21 protein-coding genes and 1 riboswitch are annotated in these 23,335 nt (G+C 61.6%); of the genes, 20 read left to right on the forward strand and 1 reads right to left on the reverse strand.

Going from position 1 to position 23,335, the window contains the following annotated elements:
* The first annotated feature begins 7 nt into the window (after positions 1–7).
* The 8 genes from AC1DM5_RS30820 (at position 8) to AC1DM5_RS30855 (ending at position 9,159) form a co-directional block, all read left to right on the forward strand.
* Entirely contained in the window at positions 8–1,870 is a 1,863-nt protein-coding gene (locus AC1DM5_RS30820; RefSeq protein ID WP_477818820.1) for an acetyl/propionyl/methylcrotonyl-CoA carboxylase subunit alpha, read from the forward strand.
* Positions 1,870–2,322, forward strand: a complete 453-nt coding sequence (locus AC1DM5_RS30825; protein ID WP_477818821.1) for a MaoC family dehydratase — start codon at positions 1,870–1,872, stop codon at positions 2,320–2,322. The genes AC1DM5_RS30820 and AC1DM5_RS30825 overlap by 1 nt, the downstream gene beginning before the upstream one ends.
* A complete protein-coding gene (locus AC1DM5_RS30830) occupies positions 2,319–3,167 on the forward strand; it encodes an HpcH/HpaI aldolase/citrate lyase family protein (RefSeq protein ID WP_477818822.1) in 849 nt (282 codons plus the stop codon). Before AC1DM5_RS30825 ends, AC1DM5_RS30830 begins: the two co-directional genes overlap by 4 nt.
* A gap of 523 nt (positions 3,168–3,690) precedes the next feature.
* Positions 3,691–5,049, forward strand: a complete 1,359-nt coding sequence (locus tag AC1DM5_RS30835; protein WP_477818823.1) for an extracellular solute-binding protein — start codon at positions 3,691–3,693, stop codon at positions 5,047–5,049.
* Positions 5,050–5,177: 128 nt separating this feature from the next.
* Complete coding sequence (locus AC1DM5_RS30840; protein ID WP_007816980.1) at positions 5,178–6,062, forward strand: carbohydrate ABC transporter permease; 885 nt, start codon at positions 5,178–5,180, stop codon at positions 6,060–6,062.
* Between the two features lie 10 nt (positions 6,063–6,072).
* Positions 6,073–6,987 carry an ABC transporter permease subunit gene (locus AC1DM5_RS30845; protein ID WP_477976526.1) on the forward strand — a complete coding sequence of 305 codons (915 nt, stop codon included), beginning with the start codon at positions 6,073–6,075 and terminating at the stop codon, positions 6,985–6,987.
* A gap of 13 nt (positions 6,988–7,000) precedes the next feature.
* Entirely contained in the window at positions 7,001–8,110 is a 1,110-nt protein-coding gene (ugpC, locus tag AC1DM5_RS30850; RefSeq protein ID WP_477818825.1) for a sn-glycerol-3-phosphate ABC transporter ATP-binding protein UgpC, read from the forward strand.
* 11 nt (positions 8,111–8,121) lie between these two features.
* Positions 8,122–9,159, forward strand: a complete 1,038-nt coding sequence (locus AC1DM5_RS30855; RefSeq protein WP_477818826.1) for an endonuclease/exonuclease/phosphatase family protein — start codon at positions 8,122–8,124, stop codon at positions 9,157–9,159.
* Positions 9,160–9,205: 46 nt separating this feature from the next.
* On the opposite strand, the gene AC1DM5_RS30860 is transcribed toward AC1DM5_RS30855, so the two are convergent.
* Positions 9,206–11,083 (reverse strand): DUF4139 domain-containing protein, encoded by a 1,878-nt coding sequence (locus AC1DM5_RS30860; protein ID WP_477976528.1) that lies wholly within the window; start codon positions 11,081–11,083, stop codon positions 9,206–9,208.
* Positions 11,084–11,308: 225 nt separating this feature from the next.
* Here AC1DM5_RS30860 and AC1DM5_RS30865 point away from each other — a divergent pair, with 225 nt between their 5' ends.
* The 12 genes from AC1DM5_RS30865 (at position 11,309) to AC1DM5_RS30920 (ending at position 23,199) form a co-directional block, all read left to right on the forward strand.
* Complete coding sequence (locus AC1DM5_RS30865) at positions 11,309–12,832, forward strand: aldehyde dehydrogenase (NADP(+)) (RefSeq protein WP_477818828.1); 1,524 nt, start codon at positions 11,309–11,311, stop codon at positions 12,830–12,832.
* A 210-nt stretch (positions 12,833–13,042) separates the two neighbouring features.
* Positions 13,043–13,141: riboswitch (TPP riboswitch) on the forward strand.
* 51 nt (positions 13,142–13,192) lie between these two features.
* On the forward strand, positions 13,193–13,993 hold the full coding sequence (gene thiM / locus AC1DM5_RS30870; RefSeq protein WP_477818829.1) for a hydroxyethylthiazole kinase: 801 nt from the start codon (positions 13,193–13,195) through the stop codon (positions 13,991–13,993).
* A complete protein-coding gene (gene thiE, locus AC1DM5_RS30875; RefSeq protein WP_477818830.1) occupies positions 13,990–14,625 on the forward strand; it encodes a thiamine phosphate synthase in 636 nt (211 codons plus the stop codon). Before thiM ends, thiE begins: the two co-directional genes overlap by 4 nt.
* Positions 14,622–15,434, forward strand: coding sequence for a bifunctional hydroxymethylpyrimidine kinase/phosphomethylpyrimidine kinase (gene thiD / locus AC1DM5_RS30880; RefSeq protein WP_477818831.1), 813 nt, complete (start codon positions 14,622–14,624; stop codon positions 15,432–15,434). Before thiE ends, thiD begins: the two co-directional genes overlap by 4 nt.
* A 183-nt stretch (positions 15,435–15,617) precedes the next feature.
* Entirely contained in the window at positions 15,618–16,097 is a 480-nt protein-coding gene (locus AC1DM5_RS30885; RefSeq protein ID WP_477818832.1) for a GNAT family N-acetyltransferase, read from the forward strand.
* A gap of 25 nt (positions 16,098–16,122) precedes the next feature.
* Positions 16,123–17,145 (forward strand): glycoside hydrolase family 3 N-terminal domain-containing protein, encoded by a 1,023-nt coding sequence (locus tag AC1DM5_RS30890; protein ID WP_477818833.1) that lies wholly within the window; start codon positions 16,123–16,125, stop codon positions 17,143–17,145.
* A gap of 44 nt (positions 17,146–17,189) precedes the next feature.
* Positions 17,190–18,836 carry an ABC transporter substrate-binding protein gene (locus tag AC1DM5_RS30895; RefSeq protein WP_477818834.1) on the forward strand — a complete coding sequence of 549 codons (1,647 nt, stop codon included), beginning with the start codon at positions 17,190–17,192 and terminating at the stop codon, positions 18,834–18,836.
* Between the two features lie 59 nt (positions 18,837–18,895).
* A complete protein-coding gene (locus tag AC1DM5_RS30900) occupies positions 18,896–19,873 on the forward strand; it encodes an ABC transporter permease (RefSeq protein ID WP_477818835.1) in 978 nt (325 codons plus the stop codon).
* Between the two features lies 1 nt (position 19,874).
* A complete protein-coding gene (locus tag AC1DM5_RS30905; RefSeq protein WP_477818836.1) occupies positions 19,875–20,753 on the forward strand; it encodes an ABC transporter permease in 879 nt (292 codons plus the stop codon).
* Positions 20,750–21,553 carry an ABC transporter ATP-binding protein gene (locus AC1DM5_RS30910; protein WP_477818837.1) on the forward strand — a complete coding sequence of 268 codons (804 nt, stop codon included), beginning with the start codon at positions 20,750–20,752 and terminating at the stop codon, positions 21,551–21,553. Before AC1DM5_RS30905 ends, AC1DM5_RS30910 begins: the two co-directional genes overlap by 4 nt.
* Positions 21,550–22,449 carry an ABC transporter ATP-binding protein gene (locus AC1DM5_RS30915; RefSeq protein ID WP_477818838.1) on the forward strand — a complete coding sequence of 300 codons (900 nt, stop codon included), beginning with the start codon at positions 21,550–21,552 and terminating at the stop codon, positions 22,447–22,449. Before AC1DM5_RS30910 ends, AC1DM5_RS30915 begins: the two co-directional genes overlap by 4 nt.
* Positions 22,450–22,518: 69 nt before the next feature.
* Positions 22,519–23,199 carry a spermidine synthase gene (locus tag AC1DM5_RS30920; protein ID WP_477818839.1) on the forward strand — a complete coding sequence of 227 codons (681 nt, stop codon included), beginning with the start codon at positions 22,519–22,521 and terminating at the stop codon, positions 23,197–23,199.
* Positions 23,200–23,335 lie beyond the last annotated feature (136 nt).

Below are 23,335 nucleotides of genomic sequence, written 5' to 3' on the forward strand. Positions count from 1 at the left end.
TGGCGCGATGATGGAAAGCTTGCTCATAGCCAACAGGGGTGAAATCGCTCGTCGGATCATCCGCACGGCGAAAGCCCTCGGCATCCGCACCATTGCTGTTTATTCAGAGGCCGATGCCGGCCTGCCCTTCGTGGCAGAGGCGGACGAGGCTCTTGCCATCGGCCCAGCGCCTGCTCGCGAGAGTTATCTTTCACAGAAGCGCATTCTGGAGGCCGCCCGCAGGACGAACGCGGCCGCAATCCATCCCGGTTACGGCTTCCTGTCGGAAAATGCCGAGTTTGCCGAAGCCGTGGAGAATGCCGGCATTATCTGGGTTGGTGCGCCACCTGCCGCGATCCGTGCCATGGGGCTGAAGGATGCTGCCAAGCAGCTGATGCAGACCGCCGGCGTGCCGGTCACACCTGGCTATATGGGAGCGGATCAGAGCGGAGAAAGGCTTGCTGCCGAGGCCGATGCGACGGGCTATCCCGTGCTCATCAAAGCTGTCGCGGGCGGCGGCGGCAAGGGTATGCGCCGTGTCGATCATCGGCAAGACTTTGCCGAACTGCTCGCCTCCTGCCGCCGCGAGGCGGCCTCGTCCTTCGGCGACGACCGCGTGCTGATCGAGCGCTATATCGCCAATCCGCGCCATATCGAGGTGCAGGTCTTCGCCGACCGCTTCGGCAATTGCGTCCACCTCTTCGAACGCGACTGCTCGCTGCAGCGCCGGCACCAGAAGGTGATTGAGGAGGCACCCGCCCCCGGCCTCGACGCCACCACCCGCGCCTCAATCTGCGAGGCGGCGGTCAGGGCTGCGAAGGCGGTGAACTATATCGGGGCAGGCACCATCGAATTCATTGCCGATGCCTCCGAAGGTCTGCGCCCGGATCGTATTTGGTTCATGGAGATGAACACGAGGCTGCAGGTGGAACACCCTGTCACCGAAGCTATCACCGGTGAGGATCTGGTACTCTGGCAATTGGAGGTCGCAGCCGGCGAGCCGCTGCCGAAGGGGCAAGACGATATCCTCATGAACGGCTGGGCTTTCGAGGCTCGCCTTTACGCCGAAAACCCTGCTGCCGGCTACCTGCCCTCGATCGGCCGCCTGGATCATCTGCGCTTGCCCCAAAATGTCCGGGTCGACAGCGGCGTCGACGAAGGCAACGAGATCACCGCCTTCTACGATCCGATGATCGCCAAGATCATCGCTCACGGCCCAAATCGTGACGCAGCCCTCGCCAGGCTCACCAGGGCCTGCGAAAGCATCGAAATCTGGCCGGTGAAATCCAATGCCGGCCTGCTCGCCCGCGTTGCCGCCGACGCGGATTTCCGCACGGCAAAACTCGATACGGGCTTTCTCGACCGTCACGGTGAGGCCTTGCTGCCGAAGGTGCCCGACGAGACGACTATCGACAGGGCGGCGACGGCCTTGGCAAAGGAAGGGACCGATCCCTGGTCGGCCCTCGCCGGCCTGCGCATATCAGGAGCAAGCGATAGCCGCACGCGCGTCCGGATCGGCGACCATCTCTATTGGGGGCATGTGCGCCCAGGCCTCGACACCAATGCCGTCAGGTCCGGCGACACCGTGGTCCTCTTTGATGGCGGCAATGCCTGGCCGATCGGCCTTCCCGTCGCCAGTGAAGTCGAAGCACATCAGGGCCCCGGCGATGGCGCAATCCTTTCGCCGATGCCGGGCCTCGTCATTTCCGTTGATATCGCGGAGGGCGATCGCGTTGTCAAAGGCGACAGGCTGCTGACGGTTGAGGCGATGAAGATGGAACATACGCTGCGCGCACCCTTTGACGGCATTGTCGGCAAGTTGCCAGTCGCCGTGGGCGCCCGGGTCTCGGAAAACCAGCTCGTCGTCAGTGTCGTGAAGGGAGAGGACTGATGGCCGGCCGCTACTTCGACGAATGGACGGTCGGCGACCGGATTGCCCACCAGATCCGCCGCACGGTCACGGAAACCGACAACCTGCTCTTCACGACGCTCTCCCATAATCCGCAACCACTGCACCTCGATGCAGATTATGCGGCGGGCACCGAATTCGGCCGCATCGTCGTCAACGGCACCTTCACCTTCGCGCTTACCGTCGGTCTCTCGGTCGGCGACACGACACTTGGCACGCTGGTCGCCAATCTCGGTTACGACAAGGTGACGATGCCGAAGCCGGTTTTCATCGGTGATACGCTTCGTGTGGAAACCGAAGTGACGGAGCTCAGGCGCTCCAACTCGCGGCCCGATGCCGGGATCGTCACGTTCAAGCATGTCACGCTGAATCAGCGAAACGAGATTGTCTGCCAGTGCCTGCGCACGGCCATGCTGCAGGTGAAGCCGTTATGAGGCTGCGCTCGCTGCTGTTCGTGCCCGGCGACAGGCCGGAGCGTTTCGACAAGGCGCTCGCCTGCGGCGCCGATGCCGTCATCCTCGATCTGGAAGATTCCGTTTCCGCGCAGAACAAGCCGCTGGCGCGAGACGCCGTGCACGACTTCGTCGCGCGCCGCGCAACCGATGCAGCGCTTGTTATTCGCATCAATCCCCTCACTACGTCAGCCTGTGAAGACGATCTCGTTGCGCTCGGCAATATCAATCCCTTCGCGATCATGTTGCCGAAGGCCGAAGGCGCAGCTTCGGTGCGCCAGCTCGCAGGCCGCCTGTCATCCACTGTCCCTATCCTACCGATCGCGACGGAGACACCGGTCGCCATCTTCGAGATCGGCAGCTACAGAGATGTCGCCTCTCATCTCTTCGGGCTGACCTGGGGCGCGGAAGATCTTCCTGCCGCCATCGGCGCTGCGACCGCACGCGAGGCAGACGGACGTTATACCGCGCCCTATGAGCTGGCCCGATCCCTGGTGCTGTTTGGCGCGCACGCCGCAGCGGTTCCTGCCATCGAGACCGTCTATCCCGACTTCCGCGATCTCGACGGTCTCGCGGCCTATGCTGCTCGCGCCCGACGCGATGGCTTCTCGGGGATGATGGCAATCCATCCGAGCCAGGTCGAACCGATCAACCACGCCTTTACACCGGATGCGGCGGAGATCGCCTGGGCAGAAAAAGTCGTGGCTGCCTTCGCCACCTCGCCGGACACCGGCGTCATCCAGATCGATGGGCGTATGCTCGATCTGCCGCATCTGAAACTCGCAAAACGCATTCTGGAGGCCGGAAAACTGGCGCATGAAGGATGACTGGCCTCTGGCCCAGTCAGGCGACAGCGAGAAACTGGCAGGCGCAGGAACTTGGATACGCGGTTCACCGACACCGGAAGCGCCCAAGAAATAGGCAAAATGATCAAAATGTCGCAAAATGAATATCATATGTCGTATTTTTGCAGCTCAACGCACAGCTGTGCAAAGCTATTTCCGAGGTCGAATTCTCCTGACAGCAGGTTGTTTCTGGTCGAGCATTCGAGAGATTTTTGAAATCGGCCTAATAATAATGGCTATTAATAGAATTGAATAGGCACGGCAGCTTTCATCGTTCGAGCTATATTTCATATATAAATGGAATATAGGCGATCACTTCAGTGGACAGCGGGAAATTAAGGCATCGATGTTCGATGAAAAGTTCACAAAATTTGCACATGAATATTTTGTGACAGAAACTTTCTACTCTATTCATGTCATAGAAACTTCATTGGTTACCGCAAATTGAACCAGTTAATAGGGCGTGCGCTCAAGAGGGGGCGCGTCCTATTTTTCGAGGGTTCTCATGCAAGCCAAGCTTCTCGGCGCCGTAGGCGCCCTTCTCGCTACAGCCTTCCTTGCTGCTGGTCCTGCCGCCGCCGCCGAAAAGACCAAGATTGATTTCTGGTTCGGTAACTCGGGCGACATCGCAAAGCGCGTTCAGGAACAGTGCGACCGTTTCAACCAATCCCAGGGCGACTACGAAGTCGTCTGCACCAGCCAGGGCTCCTACGACGCCTCGCTGCAGAATACGATTGCTGCCTTCCGCGCCGGCAAGCAGCCGACCATCGCTCAGGTTTCGGATGCCGGCACGCTCGACATCATGCTTTCGGGCGCCTACTATCCGGCCAACAAGCTCATGAGCGACATGGGCTACAATGTTGACTGGAAGGACTATTTCTCCGGTATCGCCGGCTACTACGCAACGTCGAAGGGCGAGATGTACTCCTTCCCCTTCAACTCCTCGACGGCTCTGCTCTATTGGAATAAGGACGCCTTCGCCAAGATCGGCAAGGACCATGCTCCGGCAACCTGGAAGGAAGCAGGCGAAGACTTCAAGGCCCTCAAGGACGCAGGCTATGCTTGCCCGCTCGGCTTCGACATCTCCAACAACGAAGTCTGGCAGTACATCGAGCAGTTCGAAGCCGTCAACGGCGAAGCGATCGCTACGAAGAAGAACGGCTTTGAAGGCCTCGACGCCGAGCTGGTGTTCAACAAGAACCCGATGCTCGTCAGCTACGTTAAGGACCTGAAGTCCTGGTACGACAACAAGCTCGCCGTCATCAAGAACAAGGCCGTTGGCCAGACCTTCGTTGAAGCTTTCTCCGCTGGCGATTGCCAGGTCATCCTGACCTCGGTTGGCGACCATGGCAATGTCGGCCGCACCGCCAAGCAGGGCATGAACTGGGGCGTTTCGATGCTCCCGACCTATGGCGATGCGACCCGTCACAGCTCCTACGTCGGCGGCGCTTCGCTCTGGGTTCTGAAGGGTCATTCGGACGCCGAATACAAGGCTGCCGCTGCCTTCTTCAACTTCATCGCAAAGCCGGAAGAAGCTCTCACCTGGTCAACCGTTACCGGCTACATCCCGGTTCGTAATTCCGGCTTCGAATACCTGAAGAAGCAGGGCTTCTACGACAAGGCTCCCTATGCCGGTCGCGAACTTGCCATTCAGAGCCTGACCGCTTCCCCGGCTGGCGACACGTCTGCCAAGGGCATCCGCCTCGGTGGCCTGCTCCAGGTTCGTACCGAAATCGCTAACGGCCTGCAGGCAATCTTCGTCAACAATGCCGATGTCCAGGCTTCGCTCGACTCTGCTGCTGACCGTGGCAACCAGCTCCTGCGTCGCTTCCAGCAGACCTACAAGGGCGTTCAGCTCCCCTAATCGACTGATATGAGCCGCACCCGGCCCGCTCTTGGCGCGCCGGGTGCGCCTTTATAAATTTCCTACCGGCTGCGGCAGCGACATCGCCCGCCCGCGCCAGAACCAAACCAGGACGAAAACGACCACTCATGGAAAAGCGCGTCACTTTCTCCTCGACGACGATCGGCCTTCTCTTTGCATTTCCGATGCTGCTGCTGATCTTCGTCTTCTTCTACTGGCCGAGCGCGCAGGCGCTGTATTGGGCGTTCACGCTCGAGCAGCCATGGGGCGGGGGCAATGCCTGGGTCGGTTTCGACAATTTCAAACTGCTGCTAAGCGACCCGGTCTATTGGGACTCCGTCACCCGCAGCATGATCTTCGGCTTCAGTTCGACTGTTATCGCCATGGGGCTGGCGCTCATCCTGGCGCTTCTGACGGATCGTGAACTGCGCGGCCATAAAATCTACCGGTCGGTCTTCATCTGGCCCTATGCGATTGCCGCTCCCGCTCTCGGCCTTGCCTTCCGCTTCATCCTGGCGCCGGAGGCTGGTCTTCTGTCGGTCATCAACCAGGTCTGGCCCGGCCTCTGGAACCCGGCGCTCGACGGCAAGGATGCCATGATCGCCGTCGTCATCGCCTTTTCCTGGAAATATATCGGCTACAACTTTATTTTCTTCCTGTCGGCGTTGCAGGGCATTCCACGCTCGCTGATCGAGGCGGCCGCCATGGACGGCTCGGGGCCGCTGCGCCGCATGCTGGATATCCAGCTGCCGCTGCTTACACCGACGCTGTTCTTCCTGCTCGTCATTAATATCACCGAAAGCTTCCAGGATTCCTTCGGTATCGTCGACGTCATGACCCAGGGCGGTCCGGCGCGCGCCACGGATCTCATGGTCTACAAGATCTATTTCGACGGCTTCAGGGGCCTCGATTATTCCGGCGCTGCAGCGCAATCCATGATCCTGATGGGGCTCGTCATCCTGCTCACCATTTTCCAGTTCCGCTTCATCGAGCGGCGCGTGCACTACAAGTGAGGTCGCAAACATGATCGAACGCACGCCAATATTCAATTTCGTCTGCTACACCCTGCTCGCACTCGGCCTGGTGATCGCACTCCTGCCTTTCCTGATCGTGATCGTCGCATCGACGCTTGATCTCGAGACAGTCAACCGCGTGCCGCTGCCGCTGGTCCCGAGCAGCCATTTCTGGGAGAACGTGCAGACTGCCTGGGTTCGCGCCGATCTCGGCAACAAGCTGTTTCACAGCGTCATCTTCGCTGCCACGGTCGGCGCCGGCAAGGTCATCCTCTCGGCCATGGCCGCCTTCTCGATCGTCTATTTCCGCTTCCGCGGCCGCTATCTGATCTTCTGGATCATCTTCATCACACTGATGCTGCCGCTGGAAGTGCGCATCGTGCCGACCTATTCGATYGCSGCCAATGCGCTKCAGCCYTTCCAGRCGATCCTCGAYGTYACCGGCATMAGCTGGCTYRTYGCSCAGRTCACCGGCRTCCAGATCAAGCTYGAATGGGGTCTKCTGAAYTCCTATCCGGGTCTCGTGCTGCCGATGGTCGCCACCGCGACCGGTACCTTCCTCTACCGCCAGTTCTACCTGACGGTTCCCGATGAGCTTGCCGAAGCATCGAAGATGGATGGCTCGGGCCCGGTTCGATTCTTCTGGGACGTGCTGTTGCCGCTGTCGCGCCCGAACATGATTGCACTTTTCACCATCATGTTCGTCTGGGCCTGGAACCAGTATCTCTGGCCACTCCTGATCACCACCGATCCGAAGTTCGGCATTGCTGTTACCCAGCTCAAGACACTCATTCCCTCCGAATTCGGCCTGCCCGACTGGAACGTCGCAATGGCCGGGACATTGATCATCATGTCGCCGCCGTTGATCCTCGTCATTCTGATGCAGCGTTGGTTCGTGCGCGGCCTTATTTCCACCGAGAAGTGAAAGGAACAGACCCTTGGCACCGATCTCCATCCGTGGCGTGAAGAAAAGCTACGGCAAGAATGCCGTCGTTCACGGCGTCGATCTCGAAATCCAGTCGGGCGAATTCATCGTCATCCTCGGTCCGTCCGGCTGCGGCAAGTCCACGCTGTTGCGCATGGTCGCCGGCCTGGAAGAAATCACCGGGGGCGAAATTGCGATCGACGGTCGCGTGGTCAACCAACTCGAGCCGCGTGAACGTGGCTGCGCCATGGTCTTCCAGAACTACGCGCTCTATCCGCATATGAGCGTTGCCGAGAATATCGGTTATGCGCTCAAGGTCGCCGGTGTGCCGAAGGCTGAACGCGATCGTCGCATCGCCGACGTCGCCAAAGCACTCAGCCTCGAGCCCTTCCTCGAGCGCCGCCCGGCCGCCCTTTCGGGTGGCCAGCGCCAGCGCGTCGCCATGGGCCGTGCGATGATCCGCGAACCGAAGGTTTTCCTCTTCGACGAGCCGCTGTCGAACCTCGACGCCAAGCTGCGTATCGCCATGCGTGCGGAAATCCGCCGTCTGCATCGCCGCCTCGGCGCCACCTCGATCTTCGTTACGCACGACCAGAACGAGGCCATGACGCTTGCCGACCGCATCATCGTCATGAATGCCGGCAATGTTGAGCAGGTCGGCACGCCGGAAGAGGTCTATCACTACCCGGCAAGCCGCTTCGTCGCCGGTTTCGTCGGCACGCCGGCGATGAACCTGCTGGAGGGCCGCGTCAATGAACACGGCACCTTCATCTATGACGAGGGCCGTACCGTCGCCCTTCCGGCCGAGCGTGGCAAGCAGCTCGCCGGCCAACGTGTCGTTCTCGGCGTACGCGCCGAAGCTGCCCGCCTCGTCTCTCCGGATGCATCGGGTGCCCTCGTTGCGACCGCCGACTTCATCGAAGAACTGGGCGCGAGCCGCGTCGTGCATGCCGATTTCGATGGCCTGCCCTTCGCCGTCGCCATGACCGGTTCGGTCTCGCTGAAGACCGGCGACCGGATCGGCATCGCGATCGATCAGGATTCGATCCATCTCTATTCGGCCGACACCGGCGCAGGTCTCGTCGCCCCGGCTCGCACTGGCGCCAAGACCGTCGACGCCTGAGCCTGGCAGCCATGAACAGCTTTTCCGATCTCGCCACCGGCGACCGCAACCTCGTTGCGGTCGCCGTGGAGGCGCTTGCCGCACCGTCAACCGCCTTCTTCGCCGAGGCACGGGCTGCACAGCTAACGCAGGCCGAACATGACCGGCTGGCGGCAACCCAGCCGGCCCTTTCGACGATCGAAGTGGTCCATATCGAGAGCGGCACTCATGTAGGCAACGACCTCGTCGTCGCCGCATGGAATGCCGAACGGCTAAAGTATCCAGCGCCCTCCGTCGAACTCGTTCGCCAGAGCGGCGCCGATATCCTGCTGCTGACCGAGGCAGATCTCGGCACAGCACGCGCTGGCAACCGCCATACCGTTGCCGATCTCGCCCGCGATCTCGGCATGTCCTATGTCTTCGGCGTGGAATTCATCGAACTCGGCCTTGGGGATTCTCGCGAGCGCGAATGGCACAAAGGCGAGACGAATTCGGTTGGTTTCCACGGCAATGCGCTGCTCTCCCGCCTGCCGCTCAAGGACGCCGCACTCATCCGCCTCGACGATGGCGGCACATGGTGGACGGATGCGAAGGATGGTCAAGGCCGGATCGGCGGACGCATGGCAATTGCCGCGAGGGTCGAAACCGCAGTCGGGCCGATCCTCGCCGTCAGCGTGCATCTGGAAAGCAAGACCGATGTTGAGGATCGCGCCAGGCAGACAAGCCGGCTGATCGCGGTGGTAGAAAAGCTCGCTGGCGATCTGCCCGTCGTGATAGGCGGCGACTTCAATACCAATGTCCTTCCCGCCGGAACGCACCAACCGGAAGCGCACGAGCCGCTGTTCGGCCTGCTTGCCGAGGCTGGCTATCACTGGGAAGCTGCCAACGACTTCGCGCTCACGCAGCGCACGCGCCCGGACGGCACGCCTGAGCCGCCTTTCGCCCGGCTCGACTGGCTGTTTACCCGCGGCCTTGCGGCAAGCGAAGCAGTGACCGTTCCAGCCATCGATGCCGATGGTGCTGCAATCTCGGACCACGAACTGGTCAAGGCGCGGTTTTCCGCGCTCTGATCAGTCCCTGGCAAAGAGGCGCGGCAGCAGCATGGCCCCAGCCCGCCTAAAGGCGGGCTATCGCTTCCCCGAGCTCCTTGCGAAGCTTCTCAAGTCGAACGCGCGCCTCGTCCCTCTGTGCGCGTAGCGTCTTGATCGATTTCTCCTGCTCTGTCAGGTCCTGAAGAAATTGCTGTTTGAGCGGTGTATCCCCGACAGAGGCGAGCATGCCTGAAATTCGTGAGGATTCCGAGGTTGCGTCCTCTATGGCCTGCATGACCGTCGACAGGTCTCTCTCCGCCTCCTTCTGCGCCGTTCTCGCCGTCACGAGCCCTTGAAGCCTCTCGGCGATATCAGGTGAGGGACTTTCATCGAGCCATTGCAGGATTACGGTGTCATCGATATCGGCGATCGCCTGGGTTTCGTTTTCGACCATGCGCCATTCGATAGTGGTCGAAACCTTCTTTCCGGCGGGCACGACAACGGTCGCCCGCGCGCCTTGCGGCGTTTCCTCCACGCCCTCGGACGGGACAAGCTCCCACCCTGCCATAGCGGGATCTTCCGCGACGAACTTTCTGTCGGCATCGGCACCCCAGGCGGTGAAGGTCTTTCGCACGCGACGTTCGAGCGTCGCGTCGAGATAGCCGTCCTTGACCACAACCGTTCGGAAGGCGCTTGAGTTCGTGGTTGCCATTTCCTGGTCGATCTTCTGATCGGCCGCAAACGTCGCCGTTTCCACTCCGCCCGGTTTCATGTTGCCTATGCGTGCGTCACCGACATAGCGCCCCTTTTCGTCATAGACCGCCGCGACCGCCGGCGGCAGCGATGTAGCCGTGTCATTCATGAGCACCAGCGCCGCATCCGGATGTCGCGCGCCATCACGATAGAGGGCGACGAATTCCGCCCCAATCTCATGATCGAGGATCGGCACGGAAATCGTTTCTCCGTTCTTCAGATCATAAGTGCCTGGAAGGTCGAAGTTTGCGACCACGTCGCCCTCGTCGGCAGTGGCGGCAGCGGCCGCAGCAGCCATGACGGGAGCGGGGAGCTCCGCGGCCTCCTTGTTCAGCAACACGCCGCCAATCATGCCGCGCCGGGCACCGGCTACATCAAGATAGGCGGTTGCGGCCGGCACCTCCTCGCGCTGCGGCCATGTTCTTGCGTATAGTCTCTGGCGCAGCGTCACCGGCCTTCCTGACGTCAGGGATACGGAGACGCCTTGCCAGTCTTCACCGGAGGCATTCTCCAGCACCGCCCATGCCTGCAGCCTCGCTTTGCCTTTGGCATCGACAATGATCCTGTAGGATGGCTTCCAGAGCGGGGCTGCGACGACATAGGAAATATCCACGGCTGCAGACGCCTTGCCATCGAGCGCGATGGTGACAGTGCGCGTCCCCTGCACCCCATCGCTCGACAGCAGTTCCGCAGTCCGGCTCACCATCTCGGCGTCTTTGGGATCGTCGAGTTTATAGGTCGTGGCGCCACCGATCTCGGCAACGTCGAAGGCGCCGCTATCAAGCAGCACGATCAGCCGCGCCCTCTGCTTTTCGGTCGGCGGCTCCACCCCGACAATGCGCCCCTTCACCCCGTTCGCAGAGACGGGCGCGCCTCTCAGAGCCCTCAGCACACCGGCGGCAGAATCCAGATCCTGCGGCTTGATCGGCAGCGCCTTGAACGTTTCGTCGACCATGCCCGGCCCGGTGGTCGAAAGCCCCTTCACGGGCGCAGGCCCCGAGACGACAAGCGTCTTCAGGAAGTCATCCATCTGGTCTGTCGGCACCTCGACCACGGCGTTGYCGTCGTCCCCGACATTAAGACTGCGCACATATTCGGCCACACCGCCGGAGGACAGCCGGATCGACTTGATCGTTCCGGTTTGCGCAGATGCGGTTGTGGAGAGCAGTACTGCGGTAAACGCCGCACAGACAGCGGATGCGTATTTCATGTGGCCCCCTCGATATTTAATCCCGCCCGAGAATGAGCGTAAAAAAGGGGCGGCATTTCGACATGAAATTGCTTTTGCGTGCACCGTCGTCTAGCCGTCCGGCGAGGCGACCAAATCTCTGCAGGAGATGCCCATCTTCGATGCGATATCGGGCAAAGATGTCGTGAAAATGAGAAAGCGAACGCCTATATACGTCGCTCGAGTTTGTTTGAAAGGAAATCCGTCATGACTATCAATGGAAGCCTGCTCGTCGCGGGATCGGAAAAGCGCGGCGCGCGTGGCGAGCTCTACGGCGTCGAGGCAGCCACGGGGACGGCGCTGCCCGTCTCTTTCGGTGGCGCCTCCGCCGAAGACGTCGAAGAGGCAATCATGCTTGCATGGGAAGCGTTCGCCTCCTACCGGGAAACCGATCTGGAGACACGCGCTGCCTTTCTTGAAACGATTGCCAGTGAGATCGAGGCTATCGGCGACGAGCTGATCGTGCGGGCGATGGCGGAAACCGGACTTCCGCGCGGACGTATCGAGGGCGAGCGCGCACGCACGATGGGACAGCTTCGGCTGTTTGCGAAGGAGGTTCGCGAAGGCCGGTTCCAGGAGCTTCGTTTCGACGGCGCGGATCCCTCCCGCAAGCCGGTTCCGAAGCCTGATCTGCGCCTGCGTAACGTTCCCCTGGGGCCTGTCGCGGTTTTCGGCGCATCGAACTTTCCGCTCGCGTTCTCAGTTGCTGGCGGTGACACGGCATCTGCGCTCGCAGCAGGATGCCCCGTCGTCGTTAAGGCGCATTCCGCTCACCCGGGCACATCGGAACTGGTCGGCCGCGCCGTTCAGCGCGCCGTCGCCAAGGCCGGCCTGCATGCCGGCACGTTCGCGCTTCTTTTCGATACCGGCTTCGAGGTCGGACAGAAGCTCGTCGCCGATGCCAGAATCCGGGCAGTGGGCTTTACAGGGTCGCGCCGCGGCGGCACTGCACTGATGAAAATCTCTTCCGAGCGCAAGCAGCCAATCCCAGTCTATGCGGAAATGAGCAGCATCAATCCGGTCATCTTCTTTCCGAATGCCCTGAAAAGCCGCGCAGCGGAGATTGCAACGGCCTTCGTGGGCTCGCTGGTCCTGGGTGCCGGACAATTCTGCACCAATCCCGGCCTTATTCTCGCCGTCGACAGCGAAGGTCTGGACACTTTCATTGCCAAGACCCGGGAGCTTCTGCCTGATGTCGGCGCCCAGACGATGCTCACAGGCTCCATCGCCAAGGCATTCTGCGATGGCGTCGCCCGGCTGGAAAAGCATCCCGAAGTCCGTCTCGTTGCCAATGGCAAGCCCGGCAGCGAATTCGAAGGCACGGCCGCTCTCTTCGAGACGACAGCCGCTGCATTCCTTGCACATCACGAGCTGCAGGACGAGGTCTTCGGTGCAGCCGGTCTTATCGTGCGCTGCCGTGATCTCGCCGAACTCGAGCGCGTCCTCGACGGTCTCGAAGGCCAGCTGACCGTTGCCCTGCACATTACGAGCGAAGACGAACAGGACGCCAAGCGCCTCGTTCCCAAGCTGGAAATGCTGGCCGGACGCCTGCTCGTGAACGGCTTCGGAACCGGCGTGGAAGTATCGCCCGCCATGGTGCATGGCGGCCCCTATCCGGCAACCGCCGACGGCAGATCGACGTCTGTCGGGACGCTCGCCATATACAGGTTCCTGCGGCCCGTTTCGTACCAGGATTTCACCAGCAATCTGCTTCCGGCTCCGCTGCGTTGATGTACCGGAGCTTGCCAGACTTCAGACGGCGGCGTCTCTAAGGGGACCGCCGAAGAGATTGGCAAGCTCCCGCACCGGCTGCAAGCAGACACCAGCTTGACTGATGACAGCTGTCTCTAGCCGGCGCGGCGGCGCCAGGTACGGATACTCGTTTGCAAGACCGTCATTTTGCCAGTGACATCGGCACCATTCTCTGCAAGAAAGAATGCCGTTGAGAGACAGGGGCGCCGGTTCGCAAGAACTGGCTGAGAAGCACCCTTCGAACCTGAACCGGATAATGCCGGCGGAGGGAGTCGCTCGGGTCGAAGCCTGCTTCATCGCACAATCGTTCCCGCGCCTGCCCCGCCTGAAAGGGGTACTATGGAGAACAAGACACCCGGAGCGCTGTTGACGGCGATGCGCGCGAAGCCGCCGCTCGTGCAGTGCATCACCAATTATGTGGCCATGAACATCGCCGCCAATGTGGTGCTCGCGGCCGGAGCATCGCCCGCCATGGTTCATGCCGCCGAGGAAGCGGGAGAGTTCGCCGCGATCGCCGGGGCTTTGACCGTCAATATCGGCACGCTCTCCACCCAATGGATCGACGGCATGCATGCCGCGGCAACGGCGGCCCATGCGGGTGGCAAGCCTTGGGTCCTCGATCCGGTCGCTCATTACGCAACATCCTTCCGGCGCAAGGCTGCTGCCGATCTCCTGGCGCTTCGCCCGACGATCATTCGCGGCAATGCTTCCGAAATCATCGCACTTGCCGGCGGCGAGAGCCGTGGCCAGGGCGTCGACAGCCGTGACCCAGTTGAACAGGCCGAGGCATCCGCGCGGCTGCTTGCCGAACGGCACAGCGCGGTCGTCGCCGTCACCGGCGTCGTGGATTTCGTGACTGACGGCACGCAGGCCTTGCGCGTCGAAGGCGGATCGTCGCTGATGCCGCAGGTGACCGCGCTCGGCTGCTCGCTGACCTGCCTGACGGGCGCCTTCGCCGCCACCATTCCCGCCGACCCTTTCGCAGCCGCTGTCGCTGCACTTGCTACTTTCGCTGTTGCCGGCGAGGAGGCAGCGAAAAATGCGGATGGCCCCGGTTCCTTCTCCTGGCGATTCCTCGATCAGCTCGCCGCGCTCGATGGCGCGACACTCGATGCAAAGGTCAGGATCAGCGCCGCATGAAACGCTTCGATCTCTCCCTTTATCTGGTCCTCGACCCCGATCTCAGCGCCGGAATCGGCATGGTCGAGACGGCGCGACTTGCCGTCGCCGGCGGCGCGACTATGGTGCAGCTTCGCGACAAGCATGGCGGAACGGCAAGGATGATTGAGACCGGTCTGGCGCTCAAAGATATCCTGAAGGGTACCAGCGCTTTGCTTGTTATCAACGATGACGTGGAAGCGGCCGTTGCGATTGGCGCCGACGGTCTGCATATCGGCCAGGACGATATGGGACCCGCCGCCGCCCGTGCGATGATCGGCCCGGACATGATCCTCGGCCTGTCGGTCGAGACCGAAGCGCTGGCTGCGGCCATCGACCCCGCTATTGTCGACTATGCCGGCATCGGACCGGTCTTTGCCACTCCAACCAAGACCGATCATAAGCAGCCGATCGGCTTTGACGGGCTGGCGAAGCTGGTCAAGGCGGCGCCCGTTCCAACGGTTGCGATCGGCGGACTGAAGAGCGAGCATGTCGCTTCCGTCTTCGCGGCAGGTGCCGATGGGCTTGCTGTCGTCTCAGCAATCTGCGGTACGTCGGATCCGCGGGCCGCGACACTCCGCATCGCCGAGGAAATCCAAAAGGTCCGCCGATGATCCGCAACGTCTTATCCATCGCCGGCTCCGATCCCTCCGGCGGCGCCGGCATTCAGGCCGATCTCAAAGCTTTCTCGGCGCGCGGCGTCTATGGCATGGCGGCGCTGACAGCATTGACGGCGCAGAACACCCAAGGAGTAACCGGCGTGCATCTCGTGCCGCCACACTTCGTCTCCCAGCAGATCAAAGCGGTCTTTGCCGATGTGCGCGTCGACGCCGTTAAGATCGGCATGATCGCCAATGCCGGCATTGCCGAAGCCGTTGCCGAGGCGCTGGCACCTCATCGCGGCATCCCTATCGTCGTCGATCCGGTCATGATCGCCAAGGGTGGAGCAGCGCTCCTCGACCCGCAGGCCGTCGATGCGCTGACGCGGCACCTGCTGCCGCTCGCCACGCTGCTGACCCCCAATCTGCCGGAGGCGGCCGCGCTGCTGCACGAAGAGGTTGCTGAAAGCCGCGAGCAGATGGCGTCACAGGCTGAGCGCCTGCGTGCGCTCGGCCCCACCGCGGTGCTGGTCAAGGGCGGCCATCTCGACAGCGACCAAAGCCCTGACGTGCTGTCGACCGCCTCTGGCCAGCACTGGTTCGAGGCGAAACGCGTACCGACCAAAAACACACATGGTACGGGCTGCACCCTTTCCAGCGCGCTTGCCGCCGAGCTCGCAAAGGGTGTGCTGCCGCAAGTGGCCGTCGCGACCGCGAAAACCTATCTTGCGCAGGCGGTCGCTACCGCAGGCGAATTGACGGTCGGTTCCGGCCATGGACCTGTCCATCATTTCCATAGCCTGTGGAAAGACGCCAGGATCTGAGCCGGATCACAATTTAAAGATTGCCCAACGGCCCGGTCAAACCGGGCCGTTTTGTTTTGCCTACTCTCAGTTGAACCGAGCCTGCCTCGTAAAAAGCCTGTTGACATGGCCGCCTATATATCCAAAGCTATGTCATTAAAAGGGGATACATTCCGCAATAACAGAATAACTGGAGGAATTCGGGTGTCGGACCTGCTTGTGAGCTTATATTCCACGAAGCTTGCGGAACTGAAAGTAAAAGCCGGCTCCGTCGGCATCACAATCCGTCCGGCTCTGCCGCCGGAACTTCACGTCGTTGTCGGCTGGGTGCGAGAGCACTTCAGCGAAAACTGGGCAAGTGAAGTCACCGTCGCCTTTTCCCACCAGCCCGTCGCCTGCCTGGTCGCCGTCGAAAACGGCAAGCTCGCTGGCTTTGCCTGCTATGACACGACGGCCCGCGGCTTCTTCGGCCCGACTGGCGTCGATCCCGCCGCGCGCGGCAAGGGTATCGGCCTCGCCCTCTTTTCCGCCTGCCTGCAGACCATGAAGACCCTTGGCCACGCCTATGCCTTCATCGGCGATGCCGGCCCCGTCGATTTCTACGTCAAGACCGCCGGTGCGGTCGAAATTCCCGCCCCCGACAAGGGCATTTACGAAGGCATGCTGCGAAGCCAGCCGAAATGACCATCTGATACCGGAGTTTGAAATAGTGTCCTCGACCCCGCTCGCTCTCTTTGTCGGCCTTCCCAATCCGACGCTTTCGGACGATGAATTCGCCCTCTTCCGCGAGACCAATCCGCTCGGCCTCTTCGTCGGTCGCCGCAACTTGCGTAATCCGGAGCAGGCAAAGATCCTGATCGACCGTTTCCGCGAGGCTGTCGGCCGCGACGATGCGCCCGTCTTTACCGACCAGGAAGGCGGCCGTGTGCAGCATATGGATGCCGGCCCCTGGCCGCTCTTCCGTAGCTTCGGCCAGTTCGCCGAGCTTGCCCGCCGCGATCTCGACCTCGGCAAGAAGGCGCTGCGTCTTTCCTCCCAGGCCATGGGCGCGATGATGAGCGAACTTGGTCTTTCGAGCGGCTGCTCGCCTGTTCTCGATCTCGTCTTCGAGACGACGAGCGCGGTGATCGGCGCCCGCTCCTTCGGCCCGGATCCGGATTTCATCGCAGCCCTTGGCCGGGAAGTGGTCGATGGCCTGCTGGAAACCGGCAACATGCCCGTCATGAAGCATATTCCAGGCCACGGCCGCGCCACGCTCGACTCCCACAAGGAGCGCCCGGTCGTCGACGCCTCCCGCGAGACACTTGTTGCCACCGACTTCAAGCCCTTCGTCGCGCTGAAGGACACGCCCTGGGCCATGGTCGCCCATGTCGTCTACTCGGCCTATGATGCGGACCTGCCGGCCTCGATCTCGCCGATCATGCATGACGTGATCCGCAACGACATGGGCTATGACGGCGTTCTGATCTCCGACTGCATCTTCATGGAATCGCTGCAGGGCACCCTGCCGGAACGCGTCGCCCAAGTGCTCGATGCCGGTTTCGACATCGCACTGCACAGCCACGGCGACGTCAAGGAAAGCGGAGCCGCAGCCAAGGCCGCACGCCCGCTGACCGAAGCCGCACAGAAGCGTATCGCCGCCGGCAAGGCACGCCTCGGTACTCTCAAGATCGACTATCGCGCTGCCCAGGCGGAAGTCGAAGCCATGTTTGCAAGCGCGCTGGTCTCCTGACCGGCGCCGCCATTTTTCACCGCATAAGAAAAGGGGAATTTGACATGAAGAAATATATCCTGGCGGCCGCCGCCCTGACCATGCTGTCAGGCTCGGCCATGGCACAGACCATCCTGACGGCCAATATCGAGCCGGCCACGACTTGGGTGCGCAACTTCAACCCGTTCAACCAGACCTCGTCGCGTCAGTCGACACTCGACTTCATCTACGAGCCGCTGGTCATCTTCAACCGTTTCGACAGCAACAAGCCGGTCTATCGCCTGGCCGAGAGCTTCAAGCTCTCCGACGACCTGAAGAGCATCGATTTCAAGCTGCGCCCGAACCTCAAGTGGTCGGACGGCCAGCCGCTGACCTCGGCCGACGTCAAGTTCACCTATGACTATCTGAAGAAATTCCCGGCGCTCGACTTCGTCAGCATCTGGACCTTCATCACCGACGTGCAGGCGGTCGATGCCCAGACGGTGCGCTTCACGCTCGCCAACCCGAGCTCGCTTGCCGCCGAGCAGCTGTCGCAGCTGCCGATCGTGCCGGAGCACGTCTGGAAGGATGTCGCCGATCCGGTCACCTATGCCAACGAAAACCCTGTCGGCAGCGGCCCGCTGACGGAAGTGCCGCGTTTCACCGGCCAGACCTATGACCAGTGCCGCAACCCGAACTACTGGGATGCCGAGCATCTGAAGGTCGACTGCATGCGCTTCCCGCAGCTTGCCGACAACAACCAGATCCTGACGGCGACCGCCGACGGCACGCTCGACTGGGGCGTCTCCTTCATTCCCGATATCGACAATGTCTATGTCTCGAAGGATCCGGCCCATTATCACTACTGGTACTCGCCAAGCAGCATGGTTGCCTTCCTGTTCAACCTCGAAACGTCGAACGAGGCCAACAAAAAGGCCTTCAACGACGTGAAGTTCCGCCAGGCGGTCTCCATGGCGCTTGACCGCAAGACGATGATCGATGTCGCCGGCTACGGCTATCCGACGCTGAACGAAGACCCGGGCCTGATGGGCGAGCTCTACAAGAGCTGGGCGGACCCGTCCGTCAAGGCCGACTTCGGCAAGTTCGGCGCCTATGACGCCGATGCCGCCAAGGCGCTGCTCGATGCGGCCGGCTATGTCGACAAGGATGGCGACGGTCTGCGCGACAATCCTGACGGCTCGAAGATCTCCTTCTCGATCATCGTTCCGAACGCCTGGACGGACTGGATCGACACGGTCAACATCGCCATCGAAGGCATGCAGGCCGTCGGTATCGACGCCAAGATCGAGACGCCGGAAGAAGCCGTCTGGACCTCCGACCTCATCGACGGCAAGTTCGATGCAGCGATCAACAGCCTGCCGGCATCGGCATCGCCCTACTACCCCTACAAGCGCGCCTTCAGCGCATCGGATAAGGGCAAGACCCGCTTCACCGCGCAGCGCTGGTTCAGCCCTGAAGTGGAAGATCTGGTGACCCAGTTCACCCACACGGCCGACCTCGACAAGCAGAAGGAAGCGATGAACAAGGCTCAGCGCATCGTTGCCGAAAACATGCCTGTCATCCCGGTCTTCAACAATCCGAACTGGTATCAGTACAACACCAAGCGCTTCACCGGCTGGTCGACCAAGGAAAACCCCTTCGTCAATCCGTCCATCTCGCGTACCAACCCGGCACGTCTTTTGAACCTGCTGGCGCTCGAGCCGGTCAAGTAAGCCACTAGAAACGGCGGGAGCGGCGCGGCAAGCGCCGCTCCTGTTTTGACGGAGTCCCCATGGCCTTTCTGCTTCGCCGCCTCGCCTTTTACCTGGCGGCCTTCATCGCGGCAGCCACGATCAATTTCTTCCTGCCCCGGCTGATGCCGGGCGATCCCGTGCGCATCATGTTTTCGAGCGCCGGCGCTGAACTGCCGCCGGAAAGTCTGCAGGCGCTGAAGCTCACCTTCGGCTTCGTCGACGGGCCGCTCTGGCAGCAATATCTCACCTATCTCGGCAGCATCTTCACCGGTGATCTCGGCCGCTCGATCAAATATTTCCCGCTGCCGGTCACGTCCGTGCTCGGCCACGCGCTGGTCTGGACCGCCGGCCTGATGGGCACGGCGACGATCATCAGTTTCGCGCTCGGCACATTCCTCGGCATCGTCGCGGCCTGGCGGCGCGGCAGCAAATTCGACGTCATCGTCTCGATCGGCGCGATCTTCGCGACATCGGTACCGGCCGTCGTCACCTCGCTGATCGTGCTGTTTTTCTTCGGTTTCACGCTCGGCTGGTTCCCGAACGGCTATGCGGTCGATCCCTCGCTCGATCCTGCCTTCAGCTTTCAATATATCGGCAGTGTCGCCTATCACGGCATCCTGCCGATGATCACGCTCTGCACCGTGCTGGTCGGCGGCTTCACCGTCACCATGCGCAACAACATGATCAACCTGCTCGGCGAGGACTATATCGTCATGGCCCGCGCCAAGGGCCTGTCCGACCGGCATGTGATGCTTTGGTATGCGGCGCGCAATGCGTTGCTGCCGACCGTTTCCAGCCTTGCCATCGCCATCGGCACCATTCTCGGCGGCTCGCTGGTCACCGAGGTCGTCTATAATTATCCCGGCCTCGGCAACATCCTCTACCAGGCGATCCTTGCCCGCGATTATCCCGTCATCCAGGGCCAGCTTCTCATCATGACCGCGACCATGCTGATCGCCAATTTCATCGTCGATGTCAGCTATGTGCTGCTCGATCCGCGACTGAAGGGAGCGTGAGATGAAGAGCCTGCTCCGCAATCGCAAGGCGCTGATCGGCCTCGCCATCATCGCCTTCATCATCATCGTCGCGATCGCAGCCCCCTTGCTGACGCATTACGATCCCGCCGCCCGTACGGGCCGTCCGCACCAGCCGCCATCAGCCGAACATATTCTCGGCACGACGCGCATCGGCCAGGACGTTTTTGCCCGCTTGATCTATGGCGCGCGCACCTCGCTTGCCGTCGGCTTCGGCGCCGGCCTGTTGATCACCGCCGTCGGTACTGCCCTTGGCATCATCTCCGGCTATCGCGGCGGCAAGACGGACGAGGTCATCAGCTTCTTTACCAATATGGTGCTCGTCGTGCCGAACCTGCCGCTGCTGCTCGTTCTCGCAGCTTTCATCGGCCAGGCGAGCCCGATCGTCATTGCGCTTATCCTTGGCGGAACGTCCTGGGCCTGGGGTGCGCGCGTGACCCGCGCCGAAACGCTCTCCGTCAAGCAGAAGGACTATGTCAAATCGGCGGAGATGATGGGCGAGCCGCAATGGCGCATCATGACATTCGAGATCTTCCCCAATGTGATTTCCATCGTCGGCATCAATTTCATCGGCAGCGTCATCTTCGCTATCATCACCGAAGCGACGCTGGAATTCCTCGGCCTCGGCGATCCGCGCGTCGTCTCCTGGGGCACCATGCTCTATAACGCGCAGAAGGCCTCCGCGCTTTCGGTCGGCGCCTGGTGGGATATCCTGACACCCTGCTTCGCGCTCGCCTTCCTCGGCATCGGCATGTCGCTCCTCAATTTTGCCGTAGACGAGATCGCCAACCCGCGCCTGCGCACCGGCAATCATCTGAAACGCTGGTCCCTGCTCATCCGCTCCGGGGAGGGCCGCCTGTGACGCAACCCTTGCTTTCTGTAAAGAACCTCACGATCGACTATATCGGCGAGGAAAAGGACTTTCGCGCCGTCGACAACGTGAGTTTTGATGTCGCCCCCGGCGAGGTTTTCGGCCTTGCCGGCGAATCCGGCTGTGGCAAGAGCACGATCGCCTTTGCCATCAGCCGCCTGCACAAGCCGCCGGCGCTGATCCGCAAGGAGAGCCAGATCCTGCTTGCCGGCCGCGATGTGCTGGAACTCGACGCGAAGGCGCTTGCCGCCTTCCGCTGGCGCGAGGTCGCCATGGTCTTCCAGAGCGCCATGAACTCGCTGAACCCGGTGCTGCGCATCGAAGACCAGTTCTATGATGTGCTTCGCACTCACAAGGGCATGACGAAGGCGCAGGCGCGTGAGCGCACAGCCGAGATGCTGCGGCTCGTCGATATCGCGCCGGATCGCATGCGCAACTATCCGCATCAGTTTTCCGGCGGTATGCGCCAGCGCATCGTTATCGCCATCTGCATGGCGCTCGATCCTAAACTTGTCGTCATGGACGAGCCGACGACGGCGCTTGACGTGGTGGTGCAGCGGGAAATCCTGCAGCGCATCAACGAACTCAGGAAGCAGTTCGGCTTCTCGGTGCTCTTCATCACCCACGATCTCGGGCTGATGGTGCAGTTCTGCGACCGCATTGGCATCATGCTCCAGGGCAAGCTAGTCGAACAGAACGGTGCCGAGGCGATCTACAAGGTGCCGCAGCACGAATACACCCGGAAACTCTGGGCCTCCTTCCCCTCGCTTCACGGAGGCGTGCTGCTATGAGCGATGCCATCCTCGCCCTCGACAAGGTCACCAAGACCTTCGGCCACGGCGTTTCCGCCGTTCATGCCGCACGCGCCATCTCATTCTCGCTCCATGCCGGCCGTGCGCTGGCGCTGGTTGGCGAATCTGGCAGCGGCAAGACGACCTGCGCCCGCATGGCCATGCGCGAATATTCGCCAACGACGGGGCAAATCCTTTACAAGGGCCGCCCCGTCGAAGGTGCCAAGGCGGATGAAATCGCCCGCTACCGCCGTTCCGTGCAGATGATCTTCCAAGATCCCTTCGCCTCGCTGAACCCGGCCCATACGATCGCCCATCATCTGCAGCGACCGCTAAAACTGCACCGGCCTGATATCCGCGGCAATCAGATCGACGCGACAGTGCGTGAACTCCTTGAGCGCGTGAAGCTCGATCCCGATATCGTCGCGCCGAAATATCCGCACGAACTTTCAGGCGGCCAGCGCCAGCGGGTCAATATCGCGCGTGCCCTTGCGGCTCAACCGGAAGTGATCGTCGCCGACGAGCCGACCTCGATGCTCGATGTCTCGGTGCGCCTCGGCGTTCTCAATCTCCTGAACGACATGAAGAAGGAGATGAATCTCGGCCTGCTCTACATCACCCACGATATCGCCACCGCCCGCTATGTGGCGGAGGATATCGCCGTCATGTATTCCGGCCAGATCGTCGAATGGGGCAGCACCGCCAAGGTGATCGACAATCCACTGCATCCCTATACCCGCCTCCTGCTGTCGGCCGTGCCGGATCCGGATGTACGCTTCGACGATCCCCGCACGCGCTTGCAGCCGCAGGAGGTCGAGGATATTCGCCGCCGCTCCGCCGTGCCGCAGGAAGAGGTGGTGGAATATGAGGCGGATCATTTCATGCGCATGGTCTGAGCAAGGCTTGCTGGCTTCGACCACCGCCCTATGCTAGGGGCAGGTCCCTTTCAGCGAGACGAAACCGCCATGCTTCCCTGGATCCAGCTCGATTCCGCGACCATTCCCGGCGAAGGCGGGCAATTGCGGCTGAAGCAGCGCGGAGCCGAATTTTCCATCATGCTCGGCACCAACGAGCTGATGAACAGCCGCCTCAGCGGCTCGGAAGAAGCGCTCGCCACCCTGTCATTTGAGCGGATCAAATCGCATCCGAAGCCGAAAATCCTGATCGGTGGCCTCGGCATGGGCTTTACGCTGCGGGCAGCACTGGCTGTAGTGCCCGAGGATGCCGGTGTCGTCGTCGCCGAACTGGTGCCGGCGGTCGTCGCCTGGGCGCGAGGTCCAATGGCGGAGGTCTTCACGGGCTGCCTCGACGATCCGCGTGTCTCGATCCATCAGGGCGATGTCGGCGAGGCAATCAGTGCCGGAAAGGCCGGCTATGACGCTATCCTGCTCGATGTCGACAACGGCCCTGACGGGCTGACCCGCAAATCCAACGACCGGCTTTATGATTTTGCCGGGCTGAGATCCGCCCGCGAGGCGCTCCGCCCCGGCGGCGTGCTCGCCGTCTGGTCCTCAGGCCCTGATCCATCCTTCACCCGCCGGCTGAAGGATAGCGGCTTTGCGGTCGATGCGATCAACACGCGCGCCAACGGCAAGCGCGGCGGTGCACGGCATGTCATCTGGCTGGCGGTGAAGCCCACCCGCTGATCCGGCGTCTCCGCAACGCATGTCATCTCGCATGCCGCCGGGCAATAAAATGCGCCTTTCTCTCACAAGGCGACGGAAGCGCACTCAAGAGAGCTTGAGATTGGTGCGATAATAATCGTATCCCATAGCTCATGGA

It is taken from the genome of Rhizobium sp. 01T437 (assembly GCF_056398505.1).

Bases quoted from the DNA above. Each gene is read 5' to 3' on its own strand.
- AC1DM5_RS30820 (WP_477818820.1), top strand. From the start codon at position 8: ATGATGGAAAGCTTGCTCATAGCCAACAGGGGTGAAATCGCTCGTCGG.
- AC1DM5_RS30825 (WP_477818821.1), top strand. From the start codon at position 1,870: ATGGCCGGCCGCTACTTCGACGAATGGACGGTCGGCGACCGGATTGCC.
- AC1DM5_RS30830 (WP_477818822.1), top strand. From the start codon at position 2,319: ATGAGGCTGCGCTCGCTGCTGTTCGTGCCCGGCGACAGGCCGGAGCGT.
- AC1DM5_RS30835 (WP_477818823.1), top strand. From the start codon at position 3,691: ATGCAAGCCAAGCTTCTCGGCGCCGTAGGCGCCCTTCTCGCTACAGCC.
- AC1DM5_RS30840 (WP_007816980.1), top strand. From the start codon at position 5,178: ATGGAAAAGCGCGTCACTTTCTCCTCGACGACGATCGGCCTTCTCTTT.
- AC1DM5_RS30855 (WP_477818826.1), top strand. From the start codon at position 8,122: ATGAACAGCTTTTCCGATCTCGCCACCGGCGACCGCAACCTCGTTGCG.
- AC1DM5_RS30865 (WP_477818828.1), top strand. From the start codon at position 11,309: ATGACTATCAATGGAAGCCTGCTCGTCGCGGGATCGGAAAAGCGCGGC.
- thiM (WP_477818829.1), top strand. From the start codon at position 13,193: ATGGAGAACAAGACACCCGGAGCGCTGTTGACGGCGATGCGCGCGAAG.
- thiE (WP_477818830.1), top strand. From the start codon at position 13,990: ATGAAACGCTTCGATCTCTCCCTTTATCTGGTCCTCGACCCCGATCTC.
- thiD (WP_477818831.1), top strand. From the start codon at position 14,622: ATGATCCGCAACGTCTTATCCATCGCCGGCTCCGATCCCTCCGGCGGC.
- AC1DM5_RS30895 (WP_477818834.1), top strand. From the start codon at position 17,190: ATGAAGAAATATATCCTGGCGGCCGCCGCCCTGACCATGCTGTCAGGC.
- AC1DM5_RS30900 (WP_477818835.1), top strand. From the start codon at position 18,896: ATGGCCTTTCTGCTTCGCCGCCTCGCCTTTTACCTGGCGGCCTTCATC.
- AC1DM5_RS30905 (WP_477818836.1), top strand. From the start codon at position 19,875: ATGAAGAGCCTGCTCCGCAATCGCAAGGCGCTGATCGGCCTCGCCATC.
- AC1DM5_RS30915 (WP_477818838.1), top strand. From the start codon at position 21,550: ATGAGCGATGCCATCCTCGCCCTCGACAAGGTCACCAAGACCTTCGGC.
- AC1DM5_RS30920 (WP_477818839.1), top strand. From the start codon at position 22,519: ATGCTTCCCTGGATCCAGCTCGATTCCGCGACCATTCCCGGCGAAGGC.